Raw genomic sequence first — 24,567 nt, 5'->3', positions numbered from 1 at the left:
GGAACCATGAAAGTGGTTGGAAAAAAGGGCTGTTCTAAAAAAATGTATTATGCAGGTTATGCTGAACGTAAGGATGCCAAGATATGACCGACACAGCCCACTTGAAAAAAGGCGTCCTGAGCGTTTTCGAACTGCTCAGCGAAAACTGTTTGGAAATCCCCGTCTACCAGCGTCCTTACAAGTGGACAGAAAAAAATATCAACCAGCTTTTTTCCGATATTGCGCTTCATAAATACAAAACCGCCTATCGTCTGGGCACCGTGGTCTTTCATCGGGAAGAGGAAGACCAATGCCCTAAGAATGTCAAACTCAATATTGTAGATGGCCAGCAGCGAACGCTGAGCCTGATGCTGGCAGCACGCGCGTTGATTAATGAGCGCACGGGGCCCAAGGCCACAAACCCCATTGTCCGTAAAGATTTACAGAAAATGCTGGAGCAATTAGACCAGGGTATGAAAGACCCCCGCTTCAGCAACAGGCTTTCTCAGACCAACCTGCATAACAATTACCTGGCCGTCAGCCGTATTGTGTCGCGCCCAGACTTTACCGAAGAGATGGTCCACTTCCTTCTGAACCAATGTGAACTGGTTTTTTTTGAGCTGAAAGATATATCCGAGGCTTTTCAGTTTTTTGACTCCCAGAATGCCCGGGGGCGAGACCTTGAACCGCACGACCTGCTAAAAGCTTTCCATCTTCGCGAGTTCACAGAAGAGGATGAACACCTAAAATCTAAGGTTGTTAGTCATTGGGAAAGCAGCGATAGCGAAAGGCTGGCCAAGCTGTTTTCAAACTACCTGTTCCGTATCCGAAATTGGTCACGCGGAGAGTCAGCGCGTTATTTTGGGAAGGAGCACACCCACCTATTCAAAGGTGTCAATATCAACAGCATTGATAGCTATCCCTATGTTGAGCAGCTACGTATGGCGCATCACTTTGTTGATGAGTATAACCAGCATTACCAGCGTCGCATTGATGGTCAGTATTTACCTTTTCCGTTTCATCTGGATCAGATCATTATCAATGGTCGCCGATTCTTTGAAATGATCGGGCATTACCATCAGGAAATAGATAAACTTCAACAGACGTTTTACCCCGGAAAGGGCTCGGCTCTCATAAGTGATCATCAGGTCGCCCCTGATCTGGAAGAGCTTGCTTCCCGAATACTGAGGGTGTTGAGTACTTATGAAGGCAGGTGGCGTACGGGAGATCGCTATGTCCGCTCACTTTTTGACTGTTTGCTGATCGCCTACGTAGACAAGTTTGGCATGGTGGAAATATCCCGCGCTATTGAGAAGGTGTTTATCTGGGCCTACAGCCTGCGGCTAAAAATGCAGGTGGTGCAACTGGCCAGCATGGATAACCATGCTTTAGCGAACAATCTCTTTCTGTTGCTCAAGGAGGCAACTCAGCCCGCGGATTTTCTGAGTTTGGAGTTGCCTGTTCTGGCAGAAGTCAAAGCCAGTAAGACCGACGACATTGAGCGGTTGTTCAAGGAGATGCGTTTCTATGAATCTAAAAAATGATGGAATAAGTCAGCTTTCTGTCCAGGACTTACTCGGTGCCGGCAAGCTAAATACTTCGGCCAACTACCTGATTCCCATGTATCAGCGCAACTACGCTTGGGGTGAAGGAGAAATCACCCAGCTGATTCAGGATGTCTTGGATGAAATGCTCAAACCCTCCGCATTCAGCGAGCAGAGCAACCCTTATTACATCGGCACCTTGGTGGTGTTCAATAAGAATAGTGAAACGGAGCAGCCGTTATATGAAGTGATTGATGGTCAGCAGCGGTTGACCACGCTTTTTTTGCTGGCATCTTTTTTCCGGAACAAGATGAGCATCGACGGGGAATCTTTAGCAAGCTGGTTTCAACACCCTTCTGTACGGTTTGAAAATCGGCCTCGCTCTTCAAAGTCGCTGGACGCAATATTTCACGGTTACGCCGAAAACTCCGACACTGAGAGCCTTCACACTAAAGATTACAATCGCGATATTCTCAACGGGTACGAGTTGATTCAGCGATTGGTGCCGAAGCTATGTAAAGACAACGGTTCTTATCAGAAAGATTTTTCAGATTACCTTTTCCATTGCGTACAGATCATGCGCGTACAGGTTCCGGCTGATACAGATTTGAATCATTACTTCGAAGTCATGAACAACAGGGGTGAACAGCTTGAAAAGCATGAAGTGCTTAAGTCCAAGATGATGAGCACGCTGGAAAAGGCCGATTACGCTGTCTTACAAAGTGTGTGGGAGGCGTGCTCTAACATGGAGCGTTACGTCCAGATGGGCTTTACCAGGACCCAGCGCGACAGATTATTTGGCCAGCAGGACTGGGGGGTATTGAAACCTAGCAACTATTCGGAATTGCAAGGAATGCTGGCTGAAGACATCTTTCAAGATGATACGACACAAGCCCTCCCTTTAAGCCATTTGATTTGCAAGCCACCATCAGCAAAAGACCAGAAGATTGACAAACAGAACCAAGGCGAAAGGAGTGAAGAAACGCCAGAGCGGTTTAACTCTGTCATTAACTTCCCCAACTTTCTATTACAGGTACTAAGGGTTACTACTGGCCAGGATATTCCTCTGGATGACAAGAGGCTGATTACTTCCTTCCAGACGCATCTACTTAGCAGCGCGGATGCAGCTGAACGTGTGAGGCGCTTCACCTACAACCTGCTTAAATGCAAGCTATTACTCGATCACTATGTGATCAAACGTGAATACACTGGTAACACCGATGACTGGAGCCTGAAGCGTCTGAAATGGCAGGCTTCCAACGGAAGCAGTGATTACGTCAATACTTTCGGAGCTGAAGACAGTGACAGCGACACCAATCGCAGGGTGTTGATGCTGCTATCAGCGTTACATGTTTCTACACCTACTATGGTGTACAAGCACTGGCTCAGCGCTGCGCTGCACTTCCTTTTTAGATCCGAAAAAGTAGAAGCTCAGCCGTACCTGTGTCATCTCGAGTCTGTTTCCCGTTGCTTTGTATATGATCGGTTTTTAGCCTACGGTGATGGCGCAGAATACTATGACATCATCTTTCGGCGCGAAGGAAAACTGTCATCCAGAAGATGGAGTGACATCGATGAGAAAAAACTTAGATTCGGAAATATCGAAAACAACTTTGTGTTCAACTATCTTGATTACCTTTTATGGTGCAAATATTACAGAAACAATCCCGGCCTAAGGAAGTATTCATTCAGCTTCCGAAGCTCGGTAGAGCACTATTATCCTCAAAATCCGATGCCAGGTATTGATAAGCTTGACCAAGACATTGTGAACTCCTTTGGCAACCTATGCTTGATTAGTCATAGTAAAAACTCACGACTAAGCAACTTCAGCCCAAAGTCAAAAGAAGAATATTATTCTAAAGGTGAAATAGACAGTATTAAGCAATGGCTGATGATGAATGCGAACACGCCATGGGAAGCGGGTGAAATACAGCAGCACAATGACGAGATGATTGAGGTTTTTAAGAGGGACCTTGAAAGTGGCCTCAATCCGATATGCAACCACAACATCCGAATGTAGCGAGTTATCATGGCTATTGAGCAAGGTATCTGGAAGCTGGCGGGCAGTGCCGGCGAGCCGCCGCGCAAGCTGCGCCCCGCAGGACTTGCCGACGAGGGGCTGCTGGAAGAGCAGATCATGCAGGACGTGGCGATCCTCAACCGCGACTGGCTGCTGATCGGCCGCCAGGTGCGCACCGCCTTCGACAAGCTGGTCGACCTGCTGGCGCTCGATGCCAACGGCAACGTCATCATCATCGAGCTCAAGCGCGACAAGACCCCGCGCGACGTGGTAGCCCAGGCCATCGACTACGCCTCCTGGGTGGTCACCCTAGCGGACTACCAGCTGATCGACATCTACCGGGATTTCGCCGAGCGCTACGGCCGGCCAGATGCCACGCTGGGCGAGGCCTTCGAAGCCAAGTTCGGTGTCCCGCTGGATGGCATCCCGCTTAACCAGGAGCACCAACTGGTGGTGGTCGCCACCCGGCTCGATGCCAGTAGCGAGCGGATCATCACCTACCTTAACGAGCACGCCCAGCTGTCGATCAACGCCATGTTCTTCGCTGCCTTCGAGGACGGTGGCAACCGCTACCTCAGCCGAGCCTGGATGATCGATCCTGACGAGCCCGTCCAGCCCGTTTCCCGCAAGGCCAAGAAGGAACCATGGAACGGCGAGTTCTACACCTCCTTCGGCGACGACCGCCCCTGGGAGCTCGCGCGCCGATACGGCTTCATCGCCGGTGGTGGTGCGGCTTGGTACTCCAAAACGCTCTCCATGCTTTCCGAAGGTGATCGTGTCTGGGTCAATATCCCCAAGACCGGCTACGTAGGCGTCGGCGAAGTGATCGGTGAGCGCTGCCGTGCGGATGAGTATCGCTTTGACACCGAGGAAGGCAGCAAGAGCCTGCTTGAGCTGACCTCCCGGGAAGACTACTTCCATCTATACCGCAACGAGGGTGGTGACGAAGATGACGCCGAGTACCTGGTGCCGGTGCGTTGGTTGCATACCGTCAGCCGCGATCAGGCCTTCAGCGAGGTCGGCCTGTTCGGCAACCAGAACACCGTCTGCAAGCCCACCACGCCCAAATGGTCCCACACCGTGGAGCGCCTAAAGCAGGTATGGCGCATCAAAGATGAATCTGCATAAGAACCCCCGCATAAGCTCCTGGGAGCCAAGAGGCGGGGGCCGTGTTGCCAAGCAATATACCAGCGCCTCACCCCGTCGGCGCCGCTTTCGCTTCGGCATCCAGCCGCTGGGCGGTTCGGTCCACACGGCGCAGCCAGACCAGCAGCACCGCGCCCAGGGCAACGAAGCCTCCGGCCAGCCATAGCCCGGTGTCATAGTGGCCGGTGGCCTCGGCGAGCATGCCGGTGAGCGCCGGGGCGACGATCTGCGCCGCGCCGTAGGCCAGCGTCATGCGCCCCATCAGCCGCGCCGGGCTCTGCGGGTAGAGCCGCCCGGCCATGGTCAGCACCAGGCTCACGCAGCCCAGGAAGGTGCCGCCGTAGAGCACCGCGCTGAGCAGCACGCCGGCCAGGCTGGTGGTCAGCGCCGGCAGCACGATGCCCACCACCTGCAGGGCCATGGCACCGATCAGCGCGCCCAGGTAGCCGATGCGCCGGGCGATCAGGTCCCACAGCATTACCGCAGGCGCGGCGGCCAGCCCCACCAGGGCGAAGGTCCAGTTGCCGGCGCCGGCCAGCAGCGGCTCGCGTTCGACAATGGCGACAATGAAGGTGGCGCTGATCACGTAGCCGTAGCCGGCACAGAAATAGGCGGCGAGCATCAGCCGCATAAAGGTGCGCGACGGCGGAGAGGGGGTTGGTTTACGGCGGCCACCGCTTCCCTCGGCCGGCTTCGCGGGTCGCGGCAGCCAGCGCCAGGCGGGCACCAGCAGCACCACGGCCAGGAGGGTGAACCCCCACCACTGAGCCTGCCACTGCATCGCCAGGTGCCGCATCAGCTCCACCGCCAGGGCAGCCACCAGGATTCCCACGCCCAGGCCGGCGAAGTGGATGCCCAGCTCGCCACGCTGCCGGTGCTGGATCAGCCAGTGCAGTATCAGTCCCGAGGCCAGCAGCATCGCGCCGCTGCTCGAGAAGCCGGCCACGAAACGCATGCCCGCCCACAGCCAGAAGCTCTCGGCCAGTGCCATGCCGGCGGTGGAGAGCACTGCCAGCAGCAGGGTAAGGCGGTAGAGGGTGTCCTTGAGCCGGATGCTGTGGAGCGAGGCCGCCACCAGCGCCCCCAGCATGTACCCGGCGTAGTTGAGCGCGGCCAGCCAGCCGCCCTGGGCATCGCTCAGCCAGGTCTGCTGCTGCATCACCGGCAGCAGCGGCGTATAGGCAAAACGTGCCACGCCGATACATAGAATCTGACTGAACACGCCGGCCAGCAGCACGCGGTAGCGCGGAGAGAGAAAAGCGGGGTTGGCCATACCTGGCACTCCATAGGTCCCTGTCATGCTTGCGGTCGGCTATCATAGCGCACGCCCGCGGCCACGCCGGTCGCGTGCGACCAAAGGGGGGCGGCGCGCGCCCCTGCTGGCGTTCAATGCCCATCCATGCCGAGAAGGAGTCCTCATGTCCCCCCTGACCTCTCGCCTGAAAGCCATCGACGCACCTTCCATCGGCCTGGGCTGCATGAATCTCTCCCACGGCTACGGCAGCCCGCTCCCCGAGCGCGAGGCGCTACGTGCGCTGGCGGCGGCCTTCGAGATGGGCTATAGCCACTTCGATACCGCCACCCTCTACGGCGCCACGGCCAACGAGCAGCTGCTGGGCAAGGCGCTTGCCGGCAAGCGCAGCGAGATTCTGCTGGCCAGCAAGTGCGGCATGGCCATCGACCCGGCACTCGGCCGCAAGGTGATCGACGGGCGCCCGGACACCCTGCGCCGCCAGTGCGAGGCGAGCCTGCAGCGGCTGAACACCGATCATCTGGACCTCTACTACCTGCACCGCTGGGACAGGAACGTGCCCATCGAGGAGAGCGTCGGCGCGCTGGGCCGGCTGGTGGAGCAAGGCAAGGTGGGCGCCATCGGGCTCTCCGAAGTGTCCGCGGCCACCCTGCGGCGCGCCAGGGCCGAACAGCCCATCGCGGCGGTGCAGTCCGAGTATTCGCTGTGGACCCGCAACCCCGAGATCGGCCTGATCGAGGCCTGTCGTGAGGCCGGCACGGCACTGGTCGCCTTCAGCCCACTGGGCCGCGGCTTCCTGGCGGGAGCCGTCAGAGATCCCGCGCGCCTCGAGGAGAACGACATGCGCCGGGGCATGCCGCGCTTCAGCGTCGAGAACCATGCCCGCAACCTGCGTCTGCTCGAGGCGTTCACGGCACTGGCGGAGGAGCTGGACATGACGCCAGGCCAGCTGGCCCTGGCCTGGCTACGCGCCAAGGGCGACGACATCCTGCCGATTCCCGGTTCGCGCTCCCTTGATCACATGCGCGAGAACCTGGCGGCGGCGTCCCTCTCGCTGTCACCGGAAACATTGGAGCGGCTGAACGCCATGATGACCCCGGACCAAGTGGCGGGGGCGCGTTACGGCGAGGCCCAGCAGGCGGAAGTCGACACCGAGGAATTCGACCGGTCAGACGCACAACCCCCCGCCTAAGCGCAAGGCGCCCAGAGGCGGGAGAATTCGTCTGCTGCGTGCCGTGTGGTATCCGCTCAAGAACGTCCGCTCAGCCAGGCGTCAGTTGTGGTCGACCAGCCCGGCCTCCCCGGCCGCTTCAGCACAGTGGGCACAGCAATAGATCGTATCGCTGTGCTGAACGCCGTGGCCCACCACTCGGCAGCCGCACCGAGCACATGACGGCGCCAGCTTGTGGATGGCGCATTCGAAGGAGTCGAAATCGAAACTCTGGCCATCCTTGTTGACCGTGAAGGTGTTGCCGTATTCATTACCGCAGGTTGCACAGATACTCATCACACACCTCCTGGTACGTGTTCCACGATGAATGTGCCCGTTGGCCGGCCGGCCACCAACAGCTCGCGTCGGAGCAGCGCCATGCTGGCACCGGAGGCGTCGATGACCAGCCGGCCGGGGCGTCTCGACGACGTCTCGTCTGACTACCCTCAACGTAGCAGAATCCCGGCGCCCCTCTCGAACTGGCGGGCGACATGCAAGGTACTATCGAGCATCGCTAACGCCGCTAGGCATCGTTCCCCTTCCGGCGCGCCCGGCGCTTATCGCCCAGTCGCGAGAAGGCGCGGCGTACCGGGCGCCATAGCCGGCTGAGCAGCCACAGCACGGGCAGACCGATCACCAGCCAGGGGGTGAGGAACACCACCACCAGAATTACCTGGCCCACCGATTCGAAGAACAGCGACAGGCTGCGATCCAGCGCCCGCCACAGCGGCGCCAGCACGCCGTGCTGGCGAGGCTCTACCCAGCGCTGCTGCTGAAAGTTGGCGGTGATCGCCACACTCTCGGTCACCCGGGCGAGATGGCGTTGCTGGCCCTGCATGGACTCGATCTCGCCCTGCACTCTGGCCAGCTCACGCTCGACCTGCAGCAGATCCTGGATGCGTCGCTCGCTGAAGCCCCGCCCCTGCTGGGCAAGCTCCTTGAGGCGCTCGCGCAACACCACCTGCTGGGCCAGCCGGGCCTCGGTATCGATGAACTGCTGGGTGCGATCGTGGCGAGTGATCTCCACGCCACTCAGCGCCGGCGACTCGGCGACCAGCCTGACCGGCTCGGCGGTCTCCACCCGGTCGCGGGCCACGCGCAACGCCAGATAACCGCTGGCCAGGCCATTCCGCGGCGTCTGCAGGCGCCCCTGCTCTACTCGGCAGTGCTCGCTCGCCACGCAGGCCTCATGAGTCTCGCGATAGGCGGCCACCAGCGCGTCGGCCTCGTCGAACTGCAGGTTGAAATTGCGCCGCTCCTCGATGCGGGCATCGGGCGCCTCACCCGCCCCGTTGGCCGCGCGCGAGGCACTGGCAACATCGGCCTGGCCCACCATCGCCTCGCCGGAGAAGCGGCTATCCGGCTCGCTCGGCCGCGGCGGCGTGGTATCGCGGCCGGGGCCGTCGCAGCCGGCGAGGCCGAGGGTCGCGGCCAGCAGCAGGAGCGACAGGAGAAAGCGATGGGAACAGCGCAAGGCGGGCATGGCGGCGATCATCCGTGACGGGTGAGGAGTCTCAAGCGTAGCACCGCGCACCCCGCAGACGCCGCTCCTGGCGCTTGGTATTCTTGATGGCTATATCCATAGCAACGTACGGGAAGCTGCCATGTGGGATGAACGCTACGCGACCGACGATTATGTCTACGGCACCGAGCCCAACGATTTCCTGCGCGAGCAGGTGGGGCTGATCGGCGAGCCCCCGAAAAAGGTGCTGTGCCTGGCCGACGGAGAGGGCCGAAACGGGGTTTACCTGGCCAAGCTCGGCCATCGGGTGCTCTCCGTGGATGCCTCGCCGGTCGGGCTGCGTAAGGCGACTCGGCTGGCCGAGCGGGAGAATGTGCCGCTCGAGACGCTGGTCGCCGACCTCACCGAGCATACCTTTGCCGCCGGGGCCTTCGATGCGGTGGTGTCGATCTTCTGCCATGTGGCCGAGGCGGGGCGCCCGCACCTGCATCGCCAGGTGGCGCGCACCCTCAAGCCCGGCGGGATGTTGATCCTCGAGGCCTATACCCCGGCCCAGGTGCCGCGGGACACCGGCGGGCCCGACACCCCGGATCGTACCCCCACGGCCGCGGAGCTCGAGGCGGCCTTCGCCGACTTCGAGATCCTCTCGAGCCGCGAGTTCGACCGCCAGGTGATCGAGGGTCGCGGCCACAGCGGCCTGGGCGCCGTGGTGCAGTTCATCGCCCGCAAGCCCTGACGACGCCAAGGATCGCTGCACTCGCCGCGTCTACTGGAGCAGCAGCTCGCTGGACTGCTCGAGCAGCTGTTTCAGCAGCGGCGACTCGAAGCGCCGGCGGATGGTGATGGCGTAGAACTCCTCGAACACACCGGGCAGGGCGCCGAAGTCGGTCAAGGTGCCGGCGCGCAGCTCGTCGCGCACCACCACCGGCGGCATCACCGCCAGGTGGGCGGTATCCCGGGCCAGCAGACGCATCAGGGCCATGTCGTCCACCTCGGCAATGATCGTCGGCGACAGGCGATGAACCTCGCAGAGCCGGTCGAACGCGTGGCGCACGCTACTCTCCGGCCCCGGCACGATCAGGCCGCGGCCGGCGACCCCCTCGGGGAAGGGCGCCAGCGGGCCCAGGCGCGTCGCCCCGATGATGCTCACCGGCTGGCGCGCCAGACGCTGGGAGCGCCAGGGGTGCTGGTCGTCGCCGCGTACCGACTGGTTGGCCAGCACCACGTCCAGACGGTGGGCCGACAGACGTCGCAGTAGCTCGTCAAGCCCGCCGCTCTGCAGGCCCAGTTCCAGATCCTCGCGGTCGAGCAGCGGGCGCAGGAACTCCTCCTGAAAATTGCGCGACAGCGTCGCCACCGCTCCTACCCGGATTACCTCGCGATGCGCGTGGCCGCCCTCGGCGAACAGCGCGGTCAATTCCTCTCCCTGGCGGAAGATGGCGTCGGCGTAGTCGAACGCCAGCCGCCCCGCCTCGGAGAGGCGCAGCTGGCGCCCCTCGCGCACGAAAAGCGGCTGGCCCAGGCGCTCCTCCAACTGGCGGATCTGGTGGGAGAGCGCCGACTGGGAGATGTGCAGCGTCTCGGCGGTCCGGGTCAAGTGTCCCGACCTGGCGACCTGCCAGAAGTGGTAGAGGTGGTGATAATTGAGTTTCATGGCCGCGCTCCGGGCGGTGGCGATGATTGTTCTTTTTTAGCGAACGTTAGCTTCTCGATAAACCATTTTTTTGCAACAAGTCGCAGGCGGCATAGTACGGGCATCCCCTCTCCCACCGGAGCCCTACCATGACGACCCTGCTTGATGCGGCGATCCATGCATCGCTGGCGGTATGGCTGGCCCTGCCGGTCGCGCTGCTGCTGCTCGCCGGCTGGTCCAGCCGCCAGACCTCTCCCGATCGCCAGCGGCGCTGCTGGCGGGTCGGCCAGGCACTGATGGCCGGCAGCTTCCTGGCCAGTGCGCTGATCGGCGCCCTGCTGATGGCGAATGCCGCCGGCCTTTCGACCGGACTCCCGGGCGTCGCCGCTCCGCTGGGCCTCTATCCCGACGGCCTGGCAGTGTGGATGGCGCTGCTGATCAGCTTCCTCGGCGTGGTGCTGCTGCGCTTCGCCGACGGCTACCTGGAAGGCGATAGCGGGCGCACCCGCTTCCTGCCCTGGTGTCTGGTGGTGCTGGCCAGCGTGCTGCTGCTGGTGTTCACCCGCCACCTGCTGGTGATGCTCGTGGCCTGGATAGGTGTCAGCCTGGCATTACACCACCTGCTGGTCCTCTACCCCGAGCGCCGCGAGGCACGGCGCGCCGCCTGGCAGAAGTTCGCCGTCAGTCGCCTCGGCGATCTCGCCCTGGTGGCCGCGGTGGGCCTGCTTTTCTATCACTACGGCAGCTTCGAGTTGCCGGTGCTGCTCGCCGCCGCGTCCAGCAACACCGGCGAGGGGTGGGCGCTGCCGGCCGCCTCGGTGGCCCTGGCGCTGGCGGCGCTCTGCAAGTGCGGCCAGCTGCCGTTGCACGGCTGGCTGATGAAGGTGATGGAGGCGCCCACGCCGGTCTCGGCGCTGCTCCACGCCGGGGTGATCAATCTCGGCGGCTACGTCTGGCTGCGCCTCTACCCGCTGTTCGACGGCCTTTCCCTTGGCCACCTGCTGCTGATCGCCATCGGTGGCACCACCGCCATCGTCGCGGTGCTGACCATGCTCACCCAGGCCTCGGTCAAGCACGCCCTGGCCTGGTCCACCTGCGCCCAGATGGGCTTCATGCTGCTGGAGATCGGCCTGGGCGCCTACGCCCTGGCGCTGGTGCACCTGCTTGCCCACTCCCTCTACAAGGCCCACTCCTTCCTCGCCAGCGGTCGCACGGTAAGCGCAGCACGCTGCTCACGGCTGCCACTGGCCCCGCTGCACGAGCGTCTGACGACGGCCGGCCTCACCGCCGCAGTGGCGGCAAGTCTGCTACTGGCCTGGCCTGCACTGGTCAGCCACAACCCGCTACTCGGCGTTCTGCTGACCCTGGCGGTAGGCGGCGCTCTGCTGGGCATGCCGGTGGGCCTAGGCCGCGCCCGGCACTTCACCCTGGCGGCCATGGCCCTGGCTCTGGTGCCACTCTATGCGCTGCTCCACGCCCTGGTGGCGCCGGCACTGCCACGCGCTGCCGACCCGCTGACCCTGGCCGCCGGCCTGCTCGGCGCCGCGCTGCTGGCGGCACTGGTCGGCCTGGCCCTGGCGGTCATGCTGCGCCCCCGGCATCCCGTGGTGGCACGCTGGCGGATCCACTTCCGCCAGGGTCTCTACGCCCATCTGCCGCTGGAGCGCAGCATCGATCGCCTGATGCGTCAGCGCCAGCCCGAATCAACCCGGCTCGATCCCGTCACCACCACAGGAGAGGCGTCATGACTGCCTTCGCTGCCACCGCCGCCACGACCCGGCGCGTCACCGCCGAGCACCACCAGGCCCTGGCCCGCGCCGGTGAGCGCATCGCCCCTACCTGGCCGCTGGATCGCTGGATCGCCGTCAACCCCTGGTGGGGGCTGCGCGACCTGCCCATCGAGCAGGCCGAGGCGCTGCTCGCCCGGCGCGGCGGAGGCCGCCTGACCCTCGCCCCCGAGTTCTATCGCCGGGCGTGGGAGAGTGGGCGCATCCGCCCTGAGGCGCTTCGCGAGGCGATTGCCCTGTGCGACTCGTCACTGGATGAGGCCGCCCTGCTGACGCGGCTGGAACGATCCGAGGCACCGCCCCGGGGGCCAGCGAGCGCCTGGGAGGAGGCCGACGAGGCGGGCGCGACGCACCAGGATCCCTTCGGCCCGGTGGCGGAGTGCTGCGCCGGCTACTTCGACCACCATCAGCAGCGCTGGGAGAACGCCCGAGACGAGCCCCTCTACGCCTGGTGGCACGCCGAGAGCCGCCACGACCGTCGCCTGAGCGCTACCCAGCGCCGGCACCTGGCCACGCTGCCCGCCGAGGCTACGGACGCTCGCGAGCAGCTGCTCGAAGAGCTCGCGCTGTCGCCCGAGGCGTTGGAAGCCCTGGCCCATGCCCTGCTACTGCGGGTCAACGGCTGGGCTTCCTGGTGCCAGGGCCTGGCCTGGCACACTCCCACAGCGGCCGGCCACGCCGGCATCGCGCAATTGCTGGTGGTGCTGCTGGCCTGGGAGTGGCTGGGCCTCGCCGGTCGAAATACCGCCGAGCGCGAGCGCTGGGCGGCGCAGTGGGAGGCGGCGGCGACACCCCCCGAACAGGATCGCGAGGCCCTGTGGTGCTGGCAGTGCGCCTTCGAGCTCGACTACCAGCGCCGCCTGGCGGTAACACTAACCGCGCCCCCGGTGGCGCGCCCGACGCACAAGGTGCAGGCGGCCTTCTGCATCGACGTGCGTTCCGAGCCGCTGCGGCGCCACCTCGAGGCCGCCTGGGAAGAGGTCGCCACGCTGGGCGTGGCGGGCTTCTTCGGTATGCCGATCACCCACGCCAGCGCCGGCCCTGAGCGCGACCTGCCGCGCCTGCCCGGCCTGCTCGCGCCGCGCTACCGCACCGCCGAAGCGCCGCCCATAGCCCCGCTGCACCGCCGCCGTTACCGGCAAGAAGCCAGCCGCCAGGGGGTACGCCACGCCAAGTATCACGCGCTTTCCACCTTTACCCTGGTGGAAACCACCGGCCTCGCCTGGGCCTGGAAGCTGATCCGTGACAGCCGCCGGCGCCCGGCCGCCTCGCCCTCACCGACACCCCTGGCGGGCCCCTTCCACGCCGTCGGCGGTGAGCCGCTGACCCCGGCGGAGCGCGTCGAACTCGCCCGGGGGCTGCTCGAGGGCCTGGCACCGGGCGGCGAGGTCGCCCCGCTACTGGTGCTGGTAGGGCACGACTCGGCGAGTGACAACAACCCTCACCACGCCGGCCTGACCTGTGGCGCCTGCGGCGGCCAGGGCGGTGGGCTCAACGCCCGCCTGGCCGCGCAGCTGCTCAACGACCCGGAGGTGCGGCGGGGGCTGGCCGCCCGCGGTATCGCCCTGCCGGAGGGAACCCACGTGCTCGCCGCCACCCACTGCACCCTGACCGACCGCGTTACCCTGCACGACACCGACGCAATGCCGGAGGCGCTGACGCCGCTGCTTAAGCGCTTCGAGCAGGCACTGGCAGAGGCGGGCCGCACCACCCGCGAGACGCGCGCAGCGACGCTGGGGGTCGCGGCCGAGGACGACGCGACGCGCCTGGCCGCCCTGGCCCGGCGCGGCGGCGACTGGTCGCAGCCGCGTCCTGAGTGGGGGCTCGCCAACAACGCCGCCCTGCTGCTGGCCCCACGGGAAGCGAGCCGCGGTCGCGACCTGGCGGGACGGGTGTTCCTGCACGAATATCACCCCGCCCACGACCCCGACGGCCGCACCCTGGAGGCGCTGATGAGCGCCCCCATGCTGGTGGCCAACTGGATCAACCTGCAGTACTTCGCCTCGAGGGCCGACCCCGAGCGTCACGGGGCTGGCAACAAGCTGCTGCATTCGGTGCTGGGGGGCCATATCGGGGTGATCGAGGGCAACTCGCCCCAGCTGCGCACCGGCCTGCCATGGCAGTCGCTGCACGACGGCAGCGACTGGCGCCACGAGCCGTTGCGCCTGACGGTGGTGATCGACGCGCCCAGGGAGCGCATCGAAGGGGTGCTGGCGCGCCAGCCCGACGTGGCCCGGCTGGTCGACCATCGCTGGCTCTGGCTCTGCCGGCTTACCGCGTCAGGGCTGGAGCGCTACATGCCGGGCGGCTGGCACTGCATTTCATAAGGCCATTCGCCACGACAGGCCCGCCCAGCGAATGGTCCCCCAGGCCGGGCCTTATGAGGCCTGGGGCATCTGCGCATCCCTAACCGTCTCGAGGAAGGCCAGCAACGCCGGCAATTCCTTGTCGATGTGCTGGCTGAGATCATGGTCGCCGGGCAGCAGGTGCAGCTCGGCGGGTGTCGCCCCGCGGCTGGCATACAGCCGCTCGGCGTCGCGGGGCGGAATCACCGTGTCGTCGCGACCATGCACCAGCAGCACCGGGCAGTGCACCTTGGGCAGCGTGTTCACCGGTGCAATGTCATCGAAGCGGTGGCCGATCACCCGCTCCACGTAGCGCATCACGTACCAGCCCACCGGAAAGAACGGCAGGCCCTTCTCCGCCAGCCAGCGGCGCATCATGCCATCTGGATGGGCGAAGGCGGAAAGGCTGACCACGGCGGCGATATCCTGGCGCCGTGAGGCGGCCAGCAGCACGGCCGCGGCACCCACCGAGTGGCCGAGCAGTGCCACCGGTTGCGGGGCCATGCCTGGCCGGGCATGCAGCCAATCCAGCGCGGCCTCGGTATCCTCGGCGAAGCGCGGCATGGAGGAGAAGCTGTCGGCGTCGCTGTCACCGTGATTGCGCATATCGACCAGCAGCACGTTCCAGCCTGCGGCCTGCAGCGGCGTCGCCAACGGCAGCATCAGCTCGCGGTTGGCGCCCCAGCCATGCGTGACCACCACCGTGCCTCGGCCCGGGGTCGCCGGCAGCCACCAGCCTGCCAGCATCCGGCCGCGGCGTGTGGGCAGGGTTACTGTCTCGCCCGCCACGCCGTGCTCGCCCAGGGAGCACGCGATCGGCACGCGCGGGGCCGCCAGGCTGATGCGCAGCCGCCGATGGAAGAGGTGCAGCAGCAGCGCCAGCCCTGCCGGTAGCAGGCCCCACCCCAACCATCCAGGCACGGTGATCATCGACTAGCCACCGCCGTTGAGCCACCAGGTGGCGGCATTCAGGTAGGCGGCGAAGCTCACCCAGGCCAGGTAGGGCACCAGCAGCCAGGCGGCAACGGGGGATACCCGTGCGAAGCGCCGGATAGTCAGCACGATCAAGCCCCACAGCAGCAGCAGGTCGAGCAGCGCCAGGAACATCCAGTGCAGCCCGAAGAACAGGATCGACCACAGGGCGTTGGCGGCCAGCTGGGCAACAAAGGGCCATAGGGTATGCCAGCGCGCCGCGGGTGGCGCCGCCAGAGTGGCTCGCCAGGCGGCCAGCGCCATCAGCAGGTAGAGGGTGCTCCAGGCGATGGGGAAGGCCAGGTCGGGCGGGGTGAGCGGCGGCTTGGCCAGGCCGGCGTACCAGTCGCCAGGCGGCGTGGCAATGCCGCTCATTGCCGTTAGCGTCACCAGGGCCAGCCAGCCGAGGAAAATCATCAAGGAACGGGACGCGGTCATGCTCGGCCTCCTTGGCCCGTCGGGAATCCGTGCGAGCGTAGCACACTCGCCCCGGGCTACCGGGGAGCGCATCGTCCTCCCCGTGACCGTGCGCCCGTTGCCTTGGTAATCTCGAATGTCTTGGCCATGGTGAGGTCCCGGCCGGCGGGGCACCAGGAGGAAAGCATGCACGAACAGTTCGACGTCATCATCGTGGGCGGCGGGATGGTCGGCGCGGCATTGAGCGCCGCCCTCGGCCAGGAGGGCATGCGGGTCGCCCTGGTGGAAGCCGGACAGGCGCCCGCGCCCGTCGATGACAATCACCTTGACCTGCGGGTCTCGTCACTCAACCTCGCCTCGCAGCAACTGCTCGAATCGGTGGGGGCCTGGTCATTGATCCCGCCGGCGCGGCGCTGCCCGTTTCGGCATATCCTGGCCTGGGATATCCATGGCCATGGCGAGACCCGGTTCAGCGCCGAGTCCATCGACCTGGAGGACTTCGGCAGTTTTGTCGAGAACCGGGTGATCCGACATGCCCTCTGGACGCGCCTGACCGACATGCCCACCGTCGAGTGCCTCTGCGAGACTGCGCCGATTGCCCAGCTCAGCGGCCACGACCGCGTCATGCTGGAGCTGGACAACGGTCGCCTGCTCGCAGGTTCGCTGCTGGTGGGGGCCGAGGGTGCCAGCTCAGGGGTGCGCGAACGGGCCGGCATCCGGCTCGATGTGACGGATTACCAGCAGCGTGCGCTGATCATCAATGTCGAGACGACACTGCCCCAGCAGGACATCAGCTGGCAGCGTTTCACGCCTGAAGGTCCCCAGGCCATGCTCCCCCTGCCTGGCCATCATGCCTCGCTGGTGTGGTATGGCGACCCCGACCAGACCGCGGCGCGGGAGGCACTGGATGACGAGGCCCTGAAGGACGCCGTCGAGCGGGAGTTCCCATCTCGGCTCGGCGGCATCGAGCGGGTGCTGGGCCGCGCCAGCTTTCCCATCAGGCGCCAGCACGCCCGACAGTACACCGCCTCGCGCACTGTTTTGGTCGGCGATGCCGCCCACGTGGTCCATCCGCTGGCCGGCCAGGGCCTGAACCTGGGCCTGCAGGACGTGATCGCCTTGCACGAGCGGCTGAGAACTGCCCGGGCGAACGGCAAGGACCTCGGCGGTCTCGCCACCATCGGCCGCTATGCGCTGGAGCGCCGCCCGCAAACCCTGGCGATGATGGCGGCGACCGAGACCTTCCACCGTGTCTTTACCGGCGGGGAGGGGCTGCGTAGCGCGGGCTCGGCGGCACTGGCCCTGGCCGAGCGGCTTCCCCAGGCCAAGCAGTGGATGATGCGCCGCGCCCTGGGCATCTAAGCCTCTGCTGTCTCGAGGCCGGCTTGGTCGAGAGACCGGGCTCCCTCGACCGCGCTGCTGATGTTATGTTATAACCTCCGCCAGTTTTCCGGAGGTCCCCCATGGCACACCACAGACACCGGCATCGCCCGGAAGGGCCCTGCCATTTCTCGCTGATGTCGCTTTCCGCGACCCGCCGCCTGCTGCTGGTCGCCGCCCCGCTGGTCGCCCTATGGCTGGCGGTCTCCTGGGCCGCGGGATGGTGGTCCTGATGGCGCGCCTGCAACTGCACGATCTGCAGCTGGCCCGCGGTGGCCAGACGATCCTCGAGCACCTGGACGGCCGCTTCATGGACGGCGCCATTACCGCGCTGATCGGCGCCAACGGCGCCGGCAAGAGCACCCTGATCGCCGCCATCATGGGCATGCTGGCGCCGGTGGCCGGCAGCGTGGAGTGTCGGGTGCCCCGCGAGCGCTGCGCCTGGCTGCCCCAGCAGCTGGCGCTGGACCTCACCTTCCCGATGAGCGTGGAAGAGCTGATCATGACCGGCACCTGGCCCAGTCACGGGGCCCTGAAAGGCTACTGCGGCCCCCACTATCGCCGCGGCCGCGAGATCATGGCGCGGCTGGGCATCTCGCACCTCGCCCACCGCCCTCTCGGCGAGCTCTCAGGCGGCCAGCGCCAGCGCGCCCTGCTGGGCCGCACCCTGATGCAGGAGGCCGAGCTGCTGCTGCTCGACGAGCCCTTCGCCAACGTCGACATCGAAACGGTGGACGTATTGATGGAGGTGCTGCGCGACATGGCCCGGCAAGGCGCCACCATCCTGCTGGTGATCCACGACATGGAGCAGCTCGCCCGCCTGGCCGACGACGTGCTGCTGCTCTCCGGCGGCCATGGCCGCTGGGTCAGCCCCGACGCCCTGCTCGACCAGCACAGCGGCCTGATGCCCCGGGCGCCGCGCCTGCCTATAACCTTTCCGGAGGCGTCCCATGCTGGCACTGCTTGACGCCTGGCTGCTGGTACCGCTCGAGTACGGCTTCATGCAGCGCGCTCTGGTGGCCGGCCTGGCGCTGTCGCTGGCCGCCCCGCCGCTGGGTGTGTTCCTGATGCTGCGCGGCATGAGCCTGATCGGCGATGCCATGGCCCATGCCATCCTGCCCGGCGTGGCGCTGGGCTTTCTGGCCGCCGGTTTCTCGCTGCCGATCATGAGCCTGGGCGGCATCCTCTCGGGGCTGCTGATCGCGGTGCTGGCCGGCAGCGTGTCGCAGATGACCGGTCACCGCGAGGACTCGGCGATGGCCAGCTTCTTCCTGATCTCGCTGGCCGCCGGGGTCATGCTGGTTTCGCTGGGTGGCAGCAGCGTCGATCTCACCCATGTGCTGTTCGGCTCGATACTGGCCGTGAATTCCACCGCCCTGATACTGATCGCCGCCATCAGCAGCCTGATCGTGGTGATGTTGGCGGTGATCTTCCGCGCCCTGGTGGTGGAGTGCCTGGACCCGCTGTTCCTGCGCGGCCAGGGCGTGCGCGGCGGCGTGGTGCACGGCATCTTCCTGGGACTGGTGGTGCTCAACCTCACCGCCGGCTTCCAGACCCTGGGCACCCTGATGGCGGTAGGCCTGATGATGCTGCCGGCCACCACGGCACGCTTCTGGAGCCAGCGCCTGGAGGGGTTGATCGCCATCGCGATCGTGATCGGCCTGGTGGCCAGCACCGGCGGTCTGCTGCTCTCCTATCACCTCAGCCTGCCCTCAGGCCCGGCCATCATCCTGCTGGCGGGCAGTGCCTACGTGCTCTCTGCGCTGTTCGGCCGCCACCACAGCCTGACTGCCCGCTGGCGCCGCCATGCCGCGCCGCTGGGCGCCCCCCAGCGCGACTGACACCGTTAAGGAGACCGCCATGCGTCTTTCCCGCACTACTGCCCTGCTGGCCGGAGTATCCACCCTGCTGGCCCTGCCCGCCGCCCTGGCCGCCGAACGCGTCCAGGTCGTCACCAGCTTCAGCATCCTCGCCGACATGATCGAGAACGTCGGCGGTGAGCATGTCGAGGTGACCGCCCTGGTGGGGCCAGACAGCGATGCCCATGTCTACTCGCCGCGCCCCACCGACGCTCGCACCCTGGCCGAGGCCGATCTGGTGATATTCAACGGCCTGCAGTTCGAGGGCTGGATCGAGCGGCTGATCGACGCCAGCGACTTCGCCGGTCCCCGGGTCGTCGCCACCGAGGGCATCGAGGCACGGCTCGCCGACCTGGCGGACGACGACCACGACGAGGCTCATGATCACGATCATGACGCCCAAGCGTCGCATCATGACGGCCATGACCATGGTGCCATCGACCCCCACGCCTGGCAGGACCTGGGCATGGGCGAGCTCTACGTGGGCAATATTCTCGCCGGCCTGATCGAGGCCGACCCGGACAATAGTGGCGCCTACGAGGCCCGCGCCGCACGCTACCTCGAGGAGGTCGCCGCCCTCGACAGCGAGTTGCACGAATTGCTCGACGAGATTCCCGCCGGCACCAGTGTGATCACCGGCCACGACTCCTTCGGCCACTTCGCCCGCGCCTATAGCCTGCAGTTTCTCTCGCCTCAGGGGCTCTCCACCGAGACCGAGCCCAGTGCGGCCAACATGGCCCGGCTGATCGACGTGATCCGCGAGGAGAACGTCCGCGCGCTGTTCCACGAGAACATGACCAGCCCGGCGATGATCGACCAGCTGGCCGAGGAGACCGGCCTGTCGGTGGCCGGCACCCTGTATGCCGATGCCCTGGCAAGCGACGGCGAGGCCAGCACCTGGCTGGGCATGATGCGCCACAACGCCCACACCCTGCACGACGCCCTGGCCGAGCCGGGCCATGATTAAGGACAACACGACGACGATAACCATGCGGGTGATGACCACGGTCATGACGACCATGACCACGATCACTGACCGTTAACCCCGCCACGCGACAGCGCCACCTTCGGGTGGCGCTGTTTTTCATATCACCACCGAATTTATGGGACCATCGAGCTTCGGCCGCCAAGGATGTTCCCTCATGCTCGAATTTCGCCAGGTCCACAAGGCCTATGCCACGCCTCAGGGCCCACTGGAGGTACTGGCGGGCGCCGACCTGACCCTGGCCAACGGCGAGAGCCTGGCGCTGATGGGTGAATCAGGCTCCGGCAAGTCGACCCTGCTGCACCTGGCTGCAGGGCTCGACCTGCCGGATCGCGGCGAGGTCAGGGTAGGGGGCGAGGTGGTCTCGTCGCTGGCCGAAGCCGACCGGGCGAAGCTGCGTCGCGAGACCCTGGGCCTGGTGTTCCAGCAGTTCCACCTGGTGCCGAGCCTGACGGTGTGCGACAACCTGCGCCTGCAGGCCCGCCTGGCCGGCCGCGAACGCCCCGACTGGACCGCCGAGCTGATCGAGCGGCTGGGCCTTGCTGGGCTCGAGAAGCGCTATCCGGAGCAGCTCTCCGGCGGCCAGCAGCAGCGCCTGGCAATCGGCCGCGCCCTGGCGCCACGCCCGGCCTTGCTGCTCGCCGACGAGCCCACCGGCAACCTGGACGAAGGCAGTGCCGACGACGTCCTGGCGCTGCTGCTGACCCTGGTACGTGATACCGGCTGTGCCCTGCTGGTAGTGACGCACAGTCCTCGAGTGGCCGCACCGCTGGACCGACGCCTGAACCTGACGCATGGCCAGCTAACACCACTCGCCACGGGGCAGGACGCATGCGCCTGATACTCACCGCCCTGGCAACCCTGCTCTCCCACTACAAGCGCCACCCCGGCCAGCTGGCCATGCTGCTGCTTGGCCTGTGGGTCGCGGGGGCGCTATGGAGCGGCGTGCAGGCGATCAACGCCTCGGCCCGCGACAGCTATGCGCGGGCCGAGGCACTCTTCACCACCGGGCTGGACCGCCTGGAGCGCCGCGATGGCGAGCCCCTCGAGCGCGAGGATTTCGTGACCCTGCGCCGCGCAGGCCTGCCGGTGTCGCCGCTCATCGAGGGCAGGGTGGTCGCGTCGACCGGCGAGCGGCTGACGGTGGTCGGCATCGACCCGCTGACCCTGCCCGGCGACAGCGCCTTCGCCACGGCGGGCAGCGGCGGCGAGCTGACGGCCTTCTTCACGCCGCCCTGGCAGACCCGAGTGGCGCCGGATACCGCGCCGCGGCTGGGACTCGAGCGACAGGCGGCCCCCGGGGCCGAGCCCGTGCTGGCCGATGGCCGACAGTTGCCGCCGCTGGCCATCGCGCCATCGCTGCCGCCGGATACCCTGGTGGTAGACATCGCCGTCGCGGCGCGGCTGTTGGAACGGGGTAGCGCGCTGAGCCGGCTGGTCACCGCACCCGACGCGCTGGAAACACCGCCCAAGGGCTATCGGCTCAGCCGCGCCGAGAGCCTGGTCGACCCGGGCGAGCTCACCGAGAGTTTTCATCTCAACCTCACGGCCATGGCACTGCTGGCGCTGATCGTCGGGCTGTTCATTGTCCAGGCGGCGCTGGGCCTGGCGCTGGAGCAGCGCCTGGGGCTACTGCGTACCCTGCGCGCGCTGGGCGTCCCGGGGCGCACCCTGGTCGCGCTGCTGGCGCTCGAGCTGGCCCTGCTCGGCGTCATCGGCGCGCTCGCAGGCATTACCAGCGGCGTCTGGCTGGCACGCGTCCTGCTGCCGGATGTCGCGGCCACCCTGCAGAGCCTCTACGGTGCCGCGGTCGGCACCCAGCTGCGCCTGCCCTGGCACTACTGGCTAGGCGGGCTCGGCGTGACCCTGGGAGGGCTCTTCGTTGCCGGCAGCGGCATGCTGTGGCGGGCCGCACGACTCGGCGTGCTGGGGCTTGGCCAGGCCCAGGCGTGGCGCGCCGGCTTCCAGCGCCAGCTGCGCGGCCAGGTGCTCGCCGGCACCCTCGCCGCTGCAGTGGCCCTGGCAGTATGGTCCTGGCTGGCCACCCGCCCCGCCGGCGAGGGGCTGGTCGCCGGATTCGTGCTGATCGCGGCGCTGATGCTGGCCTGCGCGCTCTGGCTGTCGCCCCTGCTCGCGGCAGGGCTCGCGGGCCTCGGCGGGCTCGCCCGGCACCATCCGCTGACCCAGTGGGCCCTGGCCGACCTCCAACTCCAGCTGCCGCGCCTCTCGCTGGCGATGATGGCGCTGCTGATCGCGCTCTCCGCCAACCTGGGGGTGGGCAGCATGGTCGGCGGCTTTCGCCTCACCTTCCTCGACTGGCTCGACCAGCGGTTGACCGCCGACTTGTACCTACGCCCGCCGGCCGAGCAGTTCGATGCGGTGCAGGCCTGGCTGGAGGAGCGTGACGAGGTCGCCGCGCTGCTGCCCACCGCCAACGCCGAGACGACGCTGCTCGAAGTCCGTGCGGGGGGCGACGGCCGGCGACTCGAGGTGCCGGTATCACTGTTCGGCATTACCCCGGGGGCTCGTCTCACGCCGACCTGGCCACTGCTCGCGACTCGCGCGGGACGGGACGCCGCCTGGACGGCTCTCGAGGAGGGCGACGCGTTCATCAACGAACAGCTGGCCCTCGGCCAGGGCATTGGTCCGGGCGACCGCCTGGTTCTCAGCGCGCCGGGCGGCCGACAGCCGGTAACGGTGGCCGCCGTCTACCCCGACTACGGCAATCCGCGCGGCGAGGTGCTGTTCGCCAGCGCCACGCTGCGCGAACGCTTCGCCGCCGCGCCGGGGTCGCTGGGCATCGTGCTCGCCGCATCGGCGCCCAGCGGGGAGCACGAGACCGAGGCGCGCTCGACAGCCCTCTCTCAAGCGCTCACCGAGCGTTTCGCGCTGGATTCGCAAGCGCTGATCGACCAGCGCGAGGTCAAGGCGCTCTCGACCGAGATCTTCGAGCGCACCTTCGCCATCACTCGGGCGCTCAACGCCCTGACCCTCGCCGTGGCGGCCCTGGCCCTGCTGGCCAGCCTGCTGGCTCAGGCCCGGGAGCGCCGGCGTCGGCTGGCGCCACTCTGGGCGCTGGGCGTGACCCGCGCTCGCCTGGCCAACATCCAGCTCGGCCAGCTGGGCGGCGCGGCCCTGGTCACCGGCCTGGCGGCCATCCCGCTGGGGATTGCCATCACCGCCTGCCTGGTGGCGGTGATCAACGTGGCCGCCTTCGGCTGGCGGCTGCCGCTGCATGTCTTTCCCGGCGAGATGGCGCTGACCCTCGCCACCGCCCTGGGCGTGGCGCTGCTGGCGGCGATCCTGCCGGTGCTGAAACTCTGGCGCACGCCGCCCCGCACCCTGCTGGCCGAGGAGGAAGCGACATGAGGCATTGGCTGAGCCGGCCACGGGCGGCACTATTGGCAACAGGACTGGCGATAGGCTTGGCGTCAGGGCTTACGGGCTGCGAAGGCGAGAGCTCCCCCACCCCCTCCCAGGGTTTCGCGGGGCTGGGCGCCGGGGCCGAGGGCTTCCGCCAGGCCGCCCCGGGCACGCCCCTGCGCTTTCCCGAGGATCATGGCCCCCATCCCGACTATCGCATCGAGTGGTGGTACCTCACCGCCAACCTGGAAGACGCGACCGGCGAGCCCCTGGGCGTACAGTGGACCCTGTTCCGCCAGGCCCAGCTGCCGCCTGCCGAGCGCCCCGAGACGCCCGGACCCTGGGCCGCCAGCCAGCTGTGGATGGCGCATATGGCGGTATCCCATGGCGAGACGCATCGGGTGGCCGAGCGTTTCGCACGAAGCGGGTCTTTGGCAAGCGATCGCGAACGCGATCAGGCCGGCGTGACCGCCTGGCCCTTCCGGGCCTGGCTCGACGACTGGGTGCTGGCCAGCCAAGTCAGTGAGTCAGGACGCGATGCGCTCGACCGCCTGACCCTCTCGGCGCGGGCCGGAGCGGAAGGTTCGCGCTTCGGCTACCGGCTGGCGCTGGACGCCGAGGGGCCCCTGGTGCGGCACGGCCGGAACGGCTTCAGCCAGAAGGCCGCCGACGGCCAGGGGTCGATCTACGTCAGCCAGCCCTTCTACCGGGTCAGTGGCGAGGTCACCCTCGATGGCCGCTCCCGACAGGTCACGGGCCACGCCTGGCTCGACCGCGAATGGAGCAGCCAGCTACTCGGCCCCGACCAGTCCGGCTGGGACTGGTTCTCGCTGCATCTGGCCGACGGGCACAAGCTGATGGCATTCCGACTGCGCGGCGGCGGCGATCGCGGGGGCGACTTCCTCTCGGGCAGCTGGATCACTCCCGACGGCAAGGTCACGCCGTTGGATGACGATGCTCTTGACCTTACCCCCCTAGCCACCTCGGCCGTGGCCGGCCGAGAATTGCCTACCCGCTGGCGGCTGCGCATACCCGAGCAGGATCTCGATCTGGTGGTCGAGGCGCCCAACGCCAATCGCTGGATGGCCACCACGGTGAACTACTGGGAGGGCGAGGTCATCGCGCTCGATCGAGACAGCGGTGACACCCTCGGTGAGGGCTATCTGGAGATGACCGGCTACTAAACCGGTTGATGGCCGCCGAGGGAATCGCG

Annotated in this window: 21 protein-coding genes; 15 read left to right on the top strand and 6 right to left on the bottom strand. The window is 66.1% G+C overall.

The features are described from left to right. Window positions 1-83 precede the first annotated feature (83 nt). From FHR95_RS08230 to FHR95_RS08220, 3 genes are read left to right on the top strand one after another with little or no spacing between them, the layout of a single operon-like run. Complete coding sequence (locus FHR95_RS08230; RefSeq protein ID WP_183314041.1) at window positions 84-1,523, top strand: DUF262 domain-containing protein; 1,440 nt, start codon at window positions 84-86, stop codon at window positions 1,521-1,523. Further along, window positions 1,507-3,543, top strand: coding sequence for a DUF262 domain-containing protein (locus FHR95_RS08225; protein ID WP_183314040.1), 2,037 nt, complete (start codon window positions 1,507-1,509; stop codon window positions 3,541-3,543). Before FHR95_RS08230 ends, FHR95_RS08225 begins: the two co-directional genes overlap by 17 nt. 9 nt (window positions 3,544-3,552) lie before the next feature. Continuing rightward, window positions 3,553-4,671 (top strand): PDDEXK family nuclease, encoded by a 1,119-nt coding sequence (locus tag FHR95_RS08220; RefSeq protein ID WP_183314039.1) that lies wholly within the window; start codon window positions 3,553-3,555, stop codon window positions 4,669-4,671. Between the two features lie 67 nt (window positions 4,672-4,738). Here FHR95_RS08220 and FHR95_RS08215 read toward each other — a convergent pair whose 3' ends face one another. Beyond that, window positions 4,739-5,962, bottom strand: a complete 1,224-nt coding sequence (locus tag FHR95_RS08215; protein WP_183314038.1) for a YbfB/YjiJ family MFS transporter — start codon at window positions 5,960-5,962, stop codon at window positions 4,739-4,741. Window positions 5,963-6,107: 145 nt separating this feature from the next. On the opposite strand from FHR95_RS08215, the gene FHR95_RS08210 reads away from it, so the two are divergent. Next, a complete protein-coding gene (locus FHR95_RS08210) occupies window positions 6,108-7,133 on the top strand; it encodes an aldo/keto reductase (protein ID WP_246378450.1) in 1,026 nt (341 codons plus the stop codon). Window positions 7,134-7,214: 81 nt separating this feature from the next. On the opposite strand, the gene FHR95_RS08205 is transcribed toward FHR95_RS08210, so the two are convergent. Next, window positions 7,215-7,448: a hypothetical protein gene (locus FHR95_RS08205; RefSeq protein ID WP_040183290.1), complete on the bottom strand. Its 234-nt coding sequence runs from the start codon at window positions 7,446-7,448 to the stop codon at window positions 7,215-7,217. A 226-nt stretch (window positions 7,449-7,674) separates the two neighbouring features. Then, window positions 7,675-8,634 carry a DUF4349 domain-containing protein gene (locus FHR95_RS08200; RefSeq protein WP_183314037.1) on the bottom strand — a complete coding sequence of 320 codons (960 nt, stop codon included), beginning with the start codon at window positions 8,632-8,634 and terminating at the stop codon, window positions 7,675-7,677. Between the two features lie 121 nt (window positions 8,635-8,755). Between FHR95_RS08200 and FHR95_RS08195 the strand changes: the two genes are divergently transcribed. After that, on the top strand, window positions 8,756-9,349 hold the full coding sequence (locus FHR95_RS08195; protein ID WP_183314036.1) for a class I SAM-dependent methyltransferase: 594 nt from the start codon (window positions 8,756-8,758) through the stop codon (window positions 9,347-9,349). A gap of 30 nt (window positions 9,350-9,379) precedes the next feature. Here the strand turns inward: FHR95_RS08195 and FHR95_RS08190 are convergent, their stop codons facing one another. Then, window positions 9,380-10,267 (bottom strand): LysR family transcriptional regulator, encoded by an 888-nt coding sequence (locus FHR95_RS08190; RefSeq protein WP_183314035.1) that lies wholly within the window; start codon window positions 10,265-10,267, stop codon window positions 9,380-9,382. Between the two features lie 128 nt (window positions 10,268-10,395). On the opposite strand from FHR95_RS08190, the gene FHR95_RS08185 reads away from it, so the two are divergent. After that, on the top strand, window positions 10,396-11,994 hold the full coding sequence (locus FHR95_RS08185; RefSeq protein ID WP_183314034.1) for an NADH-quinone oxidoreductase subunit L: 1,599 nt from the start codon (window positions 10,396-10,398) through the stop codon (window positions 11,992-11,994). Continuing rightward, complete coding sequence (locus FHR95_RS08180) at window positions 11,991-14,360, top strand: putative inorganic carbon transporter subunit DabA (RefSeq protein ID WP_183314033.1); 2,370 nt, start codon at window positions 11,991-11,993, stop codon at window positions 14,358-14,360. The genes FHR95_RS08185 and FHR95_RS08180 overlap by 4 nt, the downstream gene beginning before the upstream one ends. Before the next feature lie 51 nt (window positions 14,361-14,411). Here FHR95_RS08180 and FHR95_RS08175 read toward each other — a convergent pair whose 3' ends face one another. Both FHR95_RS08175 and FHR95_RS08170 read right to left on the bottom strand, forming a co-directional pair. After that, entirely contained in the window at window positions 14,412-15,308 is an 897-nt protein-coding gene (locus FHR95_RS08175; protein ID WP_183314032.1) for an alpha/beta hydrolase, read from the bottom strand. A gap of 3 nt (window positions 15,309-15,311) precedes the next feature. Further along, window positions 15,312-15,788 carry a TspO/MBR family protein gene (locus FHR95_RS08170; protein WP_183314031.1) on the bottom strand — a complete coding sequence of 159 codons (477 nt, stop codon included), beginning with the start codon at window positions 15,786-15,788 and terminating at the stop codon, window positions 15,312-15,314. Between the two features lie 165 nt (window positions 15,789-15,953). On the opposite strand from FHR95_RS08170, the gene FHR95_RS08165 reads away from it, so the two are divergent. The 8 genes from FHR95_RS08165 to FHR95_RS08130 all read left to right on the top strand — a co-directional run bounded on the left by FHR95_RS08165 (window position 15,954) and on the right by FHR95_RS08130 (window position 24,538). Beyond that, window positions 15,954-17,129, top strand: a complete 1,176-nt coding sequence (locus FHR95_RS08165) for a UbiH/UbiF/VisC/COQ6 family ubiquinone biosynthesis hydroxylase (RefSeq protein ID WP_183314030.1) — start codon at window positions 15,954-15,956, stop codon at window positions 17,127-17,129. A gap of 101 nt (window positions 17,130-17,230) precedes the next feature. Next, window positions 17,231-17,380, top strand: coding sequence for a hypothetical protein (locus FHR95_RS08160; protein WP_183314029.1), 150 nt, complete (start codon window positions 17,231-17,233; stop codon window positions 17,378-17,380). Then, window positions 17,380-18,114 (top strand): metal ABC transporter ATP-binding protein, encoded by a 735-nt coding sequence (locus FHR95_RS08155; RefSeq protein ID WP_183314028.1) that lies wholly within the window; start codon window positions 17,380-17,382, stop codon window positions 18,112-18,114. The genes FHR95_RS08160 and FHR95_RS08155 overlap by 1 nt, the downstream gene beginning before the upstream one ends. Next, window positions 18,098-18,988 carry a metal ABC transporter permease gene (locus FHR95_RS08150; RefSeq protein ID WP_183314027.1) on the top strand — a complete coding sequence of 297 codons (891 nt, stop codon included), beginning with the start codon at window positions 18,098-18,100 and terminating at the stop codon, window positions 18,986-18,988. Before FHR95_RS08155 ends, FHR95_RS08150 begins: the two co-directional genes overlap by 17 nt. Before the next feature lie 19 nt (window positions 18,989-19,007). Then, window positions 19,008-19,973, top strand: a complete 966-nt coding sequence (locus tag FHR95_RS08145) for a metal ABC transporter solute-binding protein, Zn/Mn family (protein ID WP_183314026.1) — start codon at window positions 19,008-19,010, stop codon at window positions 19,971-19,973. Between the two features lie 175 nt (window positions 19,974-20,148). Then, window positions 20,149-20,832: an ABC transporter ATP-binding protein gene (locus tag FHR95_RS08140; protein WP_183314025.1), complete on the top strand. Its 684-nt coding sequence runs from the start codon at window positions 20,149-20,151 to the stop codon at window positions 20,830-20,832. Continuing rightward, window positions 20,823-23,360, top strand: coding sequence for an FtsX-like permease family protein (locus tag FHR95_RS08135; protein ID WP_183314024.1), 2,538 nt, complete (start codon window positions 20,823-20,825; stop codon window positions 23,358-23,360). Before FHR95_RS08140 ends, FHR95_RS08135 begins: the two co-directional genes overlap by 10 nt. Beyond that, complete coding sequence (locus FHR95_RS08130) at window positions 23,357-24,538, top strand: lipocalin-like domain-containing protein (protein WP_183314023.1); 1,182 nt, start codon at window positions 23,357-23,359, stop codon at window positions 24,536-24,538. Before FHR95_RS08135 ends, FHR95_RS08130 begins: the two co-directional genes overlap by 4 nt. Window positions 24,539-24,567 lie beyond the last annotated feature (29 nt).

The organism is Halomonas fontilapidosi (genome assembly GCF_014192285.1).
In the GTDB taxonomy this organism is placed as follows: domain Bacteria; phylum Pseudomonadota; class Gammaproteobacteria; order Pseudomonadales; family Halomonadaceae; genus Halomonas; species Halomonas fontilapidosi.
This window is presented reverse-complemented; position numbering and strand designations above follow the sequence as displayed.